At 43.8% G+C, this 4,307-nt stretch carries 6 protein-coding genes; 2 read left to right on the forward strand and 4 right to left on the reverse strand.

Annotated features, from left to right (window positions below; genetic code table 11):
* Positions 1-80: 80 nt before the first annotated feature.
* From IM500_RS05580 to IM500_RS05590, 3 genes are all read right to left on the reverse strand, one after another.
* Positions 81-335 carry a hypothetical protein gene (locus IM500_RS05580; RefSeq protein ID WP_287737930.1) on the reverse strand — a complete coding sequence of 85 codons (255 nt, stop codon included), beginning with the start codon at positions 333-335 and terminating at the stop codon, positions 81-83.
* 252 nt (positions 336-587) lie between these two features.
* A complete protein-coding gene (locus tag IM500_RS05585) occupies positions 588-1,142 on the reverse strand; it encodes a YqeG family HAD IIIA-type phosphatase (protein ID WP_190720770.1) in 555 nt (184 codons plus the stop codon).
* Between the two features lie 99 nt (positions 1,143-1,241).
* On the reverse strand, positions 1,242-1,865 hold the full coding sequence (locus IM500_RS05590; protein WP_190720772.1) for a class I SAM-dependent methyltransferase: 624 nt from the start codon (positions 1,863-1,865) through the stop codon (positions 1,242-1,244).
* Between the two features lie 119 nt (positions 1,866-1,984).
* Between IM500_RS05590 and hemH the strand changes: the two genes are divergently transcribed.
* Positions 1,985-3,148 carry a ferrochelatase gene (gene hemH / locus IM500_RS05595; protein WP_190720775.1) on the forward strand — a complete coding sequence of 388 codons (1,164 nt, stop codon included), beginning with the start codon at positions 1,985-1,987 and terminating at the stop codon, positions 3,146-3,148.
* Positions 3,149-3,240: 92 nt separating this feature from the next.
* On the opposite strand, the gene IM500_RS05600 is transcribed toward hemH, so the two are convergent.
* The gene (locus tag IM500_RS05600) at positions 3,241-3,492 is read right to left on the reverse strand and encodes a DUF8653 family protein (RefSeq protein WP_002739055.1); all 252 of its coding nucleotides are present in this window, start codon (positions 3,490-3,492) and stop codon (positions 3,241-3,243) included.
* Between the two features lie 139 nt (positions 3,493-3,631).
* On the opposite strand from IM500_RS05600, the gene IM500_RS05605 reads away from it, so the two are divergent.
* On the forward strand, positions 3,632-4,180 hold the full coding sequence (locus tag IM500_RS05605; RefSeq protein ID WP_287737928.1) for an AlbA family DNA-binding domain-containing protein: 549 nt from the start codon (positions 3,632-3,634) through the stop codon (positions 4,178-4,180).
* Positions 4,181-4,307: the final 127 nt, after the last annotated feature.

Here is a 4,307-nt window from a genome sequence, read left to right on the forward strand (position 1 = left end):
AAATCCTTATCTGGCAAGAGACTTAATTGATTAGTTCGCTCTAGATCAAAAATAATTGACAAAAATCGCCAAATGCCTTTCTATATAAGGGTTCCATCCCTTATAACCCCCGTCCATTGCATAACAAAAACCGAAGAACCGAAATAATCTGGATTTGTCCAAGAAAATTCTTGATGAGCTAAGGCCGCTAAGGAATCTTTTGCTATCGCTAATTTTGCTTGTAGAATTTCTGGGTCTAATTGTAAAAAGTTTTGTAGGTGTGACTCCAAATCAAAGGAATTGCGCTTGAATTCCGCAACCGAGGAGGATGATAGCAGGGAAGAATCTCGATTCATATATAGAGTGAAGCCAGGGAGAATTAACTAAAAAATCGTTCCCCATTGTCTCACAATCTGGCCAAATTATAGCAGGAAGTTTTCGTTAAAACAGTAGTGCCAGCTTTTGGCGTATATCCGCAAAAACTGGCACCGTCCATCTATTGACCTTGTTATATTTAAGGTCTTTATCTCGGCTGACCTCATTTCAAATTATCTATAGTATTTCCTACTTTTCCCTCCTTTTCTCTATACTTAATTATTTTTTAATATTTACTTTTGTGAGGATTGGTCAGGTTTTATTAAGTAATGCTGCGGATGCAGGGAAACGCCGAGAATTTGTGATATCCACACCTCAAAATCGTGGATTGGATAAGCTGCCCCCCCCGTCAAGGGATTTACCATTGGTTTCACCAGAATGGTAAACATTCCCAGACGATTTCCCGCTAAAACATCGGTCAACAAGCGATCGCCAACCATAGCAATTTGTTGGGGGGGGAGACTCATGGCTGCCATCGCTTGCCGGAGTTTGCGTCGAGAGGGTTTCACCGCACCGAGAAGGTAGGGAAGTTGTAAATTATCAGCGATCGCACCGATACGATTTTCGCTAAGATTATTGCTTACCAACCAAATCGGTAGATAAAGACGCAAGGAATCGACCCAACGCTGTAAATCGTCAGAAACCGTCGTTTCCTGGAGGGGAACAAGGGTATCGTCCACATCGAGAATCAATCCTTTAATTTGATGCTGACTCAAAATCTCCAGACTGAGACCGAGAATCGTATCCCCTAAAATTAAATCGGGTTGTAGAATTTTTGTTCTAGTCATTACTTCTCAAAAATAACTGGCACCGAGTCGATCGAACTCAGCTTCCCTACTTAGTATAAATGACCGACTGCCTCTGAAAATCTTGCCTGGCCGATCCCTTCACTTGGCCGCTTGAATCACCTGTAAACTGCCACCAGCGTATAATTTTTGTTGACAATCACGAAAACCGAGCGCCTGTAAAGATTGGATCAGGTCCCTATCGATAAACTGCCAAGCGGTATGGGTTTCAAATAATTGCAAAAATAGGGCCAAAGAAGGCCAAAAAAGCGGGTTAGTGGGTCGATGAAAATCCACGAGGGCAAAAATTCCCCCCGGTCTGAGAACTCGATACACTTCTTTGAGGATTTCCTCTAACTGCTCCGGTTCCATTTCGTGGAGAGCGGCGCTAGTATGAACAAAGGCGAATTCTCCGGCATTAAAGGGCATTTTTTCGGCTAATCCCTCCACATAATGCGCTTGCGGCACCGCTAAACTAGCTCGCTCCAGGGCCCGGGGAGAGACATCTAAACCGGTACAGCGATCGGATAGGGGTACTAAATAACGGGTGGTTTGACCCGCACCACAACAGAGATCGAGGATAGGGTCATTTTTAGCGATTTTTAAACCTTCTAGGGCCAATTGCCGAAAACGGGGCTCCCCACCCACCGCTAGGGCAGCCAGACGGGAGATACCATCGTAAAGCCATTGATATTGATAACTGAGGGGACGTAAAATTGTCGCCAAGATCAACCTCCAAGATTTGATTAAGTTCGATATTGTCTGTAATTTGTTTTAACGGTTCCACCGATATATTGTTAAACTTGGTAAAGAATCTGAAAATTTAAAAATTATCTGTTAACACTATGGGTCGCGTTGGGGTTTTATTATTAAATTTGGGTGGGCCAGAGCGGTTAGAGGATGTGCGTCCTTTTCTATTTAACCTTTTTTCTGACCCAGAGATCATCCGTTTACCGATCAAAGGATTACAAAAACCGTTAGCTTGGTTAATATCGACGCTAAGAGCGAGTAAATCCCAGGAAAATTACCGCCAGATTGGTGGTGGCTCCCCTTTACTCAAGATTACGGAAGCACAGGCCACGGCACTGCAACAACGTCTCAAGGAAATGGGGCGCGAGGTGAGCGTTTATATCGGGATGCGTTATTGGAATCCCTTCACCGAAGAAGCGATCGAGCGGATTAAACGGGATCATATCAAAAAATTGGTTATTCTTCCCCTTTATCCCCAATTTTCCATCAGTACCAGTGGTTCCAGTTTTCGTGTGCTGGAGGAAATGTGGCAGGATGATCCCTATCTGCGTTTGACGGAATATACTCTCATCCCTTCTTGGTACGATCATCCCACTTATCTGAGTGCTATGGCCGATCTGATCGCGCGAGAATTAGAGCAGTGTCCTCATCCTGACCAAGTACATATCTTTTTTAGCGCCCATGGTGTCCCCCAAAGTTATGTGGAGGAAGCGGGAGATCCCTATCAAAGGCAAATTGAAGAATGCACTAGGGCGATCATGCGTACGCTAAACCGACCCAATCAGTACACTTTAGCCTATCAAAGTCGCGTCGGTCCGGTGGAATGGCTAAAACCCTATACTGAAGATGCTTTAAAAGGGTTGGGAGAGCAGGGAATTAAGAATTTATTGGTCGTGCCGATTAGCTTTGTCTCAGAACACATCGAAACCCTGCAAGAAATCGATATAGAGTACCGAGAAGTGGCGGAAGAAGCGGGAATTGAACATTTTCAGCGAGTACCGGCTCTTAACACTCACCCGATGTTTATCGAATCTCTCTCCCAGTTAGTGGTCAAATCCCTAGACGAGAAACCCACCACTTTCGAGCAAATTACCCGTCCGAAAGCGAATATGAAAATGTATCCCCAGGAACGTTGGGAATGGGGGATGACAACGGCAGCCGAGGTGTGGAATGGTCGATTAGCGATGATCGGTTTTCTGGCAATTATTATCGAATTAATTACCGGTCAAGGACCGTTACATTTTGTTGGTTTATTATAACCTCAAGCTTCGTTGCCATTGCTTTTGATGGTAACTACCAAAATAAGGTTGGGTTTAACTATATTTAACCCAACCATTGGCGATTTTATCTCTTAGGACATCATATTAGCAGAACGAACATTAACGTTAACTTCTAGCCTGCCATTGCCGAGCATATCTAACCCAGTGACGCTAAACAGATTAGCTTTAATGCCCCTTTCCTGAAAATTAGCCTGTAATTCTTTGATGAGAACCTCTTCCACTTTCCCCTCATCATCTGCTAGAGCTTGGACGATTTTAGCAGCGAAAGAGCCAATTTTTGCGCTCAATATTTCTTCCACATTGGTAATCTCGATAATAACCATTGATTTTTCTTCTTAGTAGAGGACAAATAGCATAAGAACAGAATTTGCGAGAAAATAGAGCTGCTCTCATCTTAGGAATCAGTATAACCTGCACTGTTCCCCCCCAAACGTAAATTCCCACCCAGAAGGAGATTACTGCATGATAAACCTAGAGACCCTAGAAGGTTGGTTAAATGCTCCAGTGGAAAATGAGCGACTAGAATTTAAACAGGCTAAAAATCAATTTGATACAATCAAACTGTTAAAATATTGCGTCGCCCTTGCTAATGAAGGAGGTGGCCATTTTATCTTAGGTGTTACCGATAAACGTCCCCGTAAAATTGTTGGTTCACAAGCCTTTCCTACACCCGAAGAAATTAACAGCATTAAATCGCTAATCGTTCAAAAACTTCGCTTGCGCGTGGAAATCACCGAATTGGCCCACCCTGATGGTCGTGTCTTGGTTTTTGAAGTGCCAACCCGTCCCACAGGACAACCTATCGCCTTTGAAGGTGCTTATCTAATGCGAGCAGGGGAAGACTTAGTACCCATGACACCTGATCTGCTTAAGCGCATCTTTGCTGAAGATCAACAAGATTGGTTTTGTCAACCTGCTCGTTCTCATGCTAGTCCAGATGAGGTTATTGACCTATTAGACACCCAAACCTACTTTGAATTGCTCAAGCTTCCCTATCCTAGTGGGACTTAGGCGTTTTCGGTCAGCAAAAAAGGCTCAAACCATTACGGGACAAAGGGTTAACCTCGATTGATGATTTTCCTTGATCTATCTGGGTTTCAGCGATTTTGGGCTTCTCGAAGTAAATCCCAAGCGGGGA

Source organism: Microcystis sp. M179S2, from assembly GCF_020245805.1.
GTDB lineage: Bacteria > Cyanobacteriota > Cyanobacteriia > Cyanobacteriales > Microcystaceae > Microcystis > Microcystis aeruginosa.

Bases quoted from the DNA above. Each gene is read 5' to 3' on its own strand.
- IM500_RS05580 (WP_287737930.1), bottom strand. From the start codon at position 335: ATGAATCGAGATTCTTCCCTGCTATCATCCTCCTCGGTTGCGGAATTC.
- IM500_RS05585 (WP_190720770.1), bottom strand. From the start codon at position 1,142: ATGACTAGAACAAAAATTCTACAACCCGATTTAATTTTAGGGGATACG.
- hemH (WP_190720775.1), top strand. From the start codon at position 1,985: ATGGGTCGCGTTGGGGTTTTATTATTAAATTTGGGTGGGCCAGAGCGG.
- IM500_RS05600 (WP_002739055.1), bottom strand. From the start codon at position 3,492: ATGGTTATTATCGAGATTACCAATGTGGAAGAAATATTGAGCGCAAAA.
- IM500_RS05605 (WP_287737928.1), top strand. From the start codon at position 3,632: ATGATAAACCTAGAGACCCTAGAAGGTTGGTTAAATGCTCCAGTGGAA.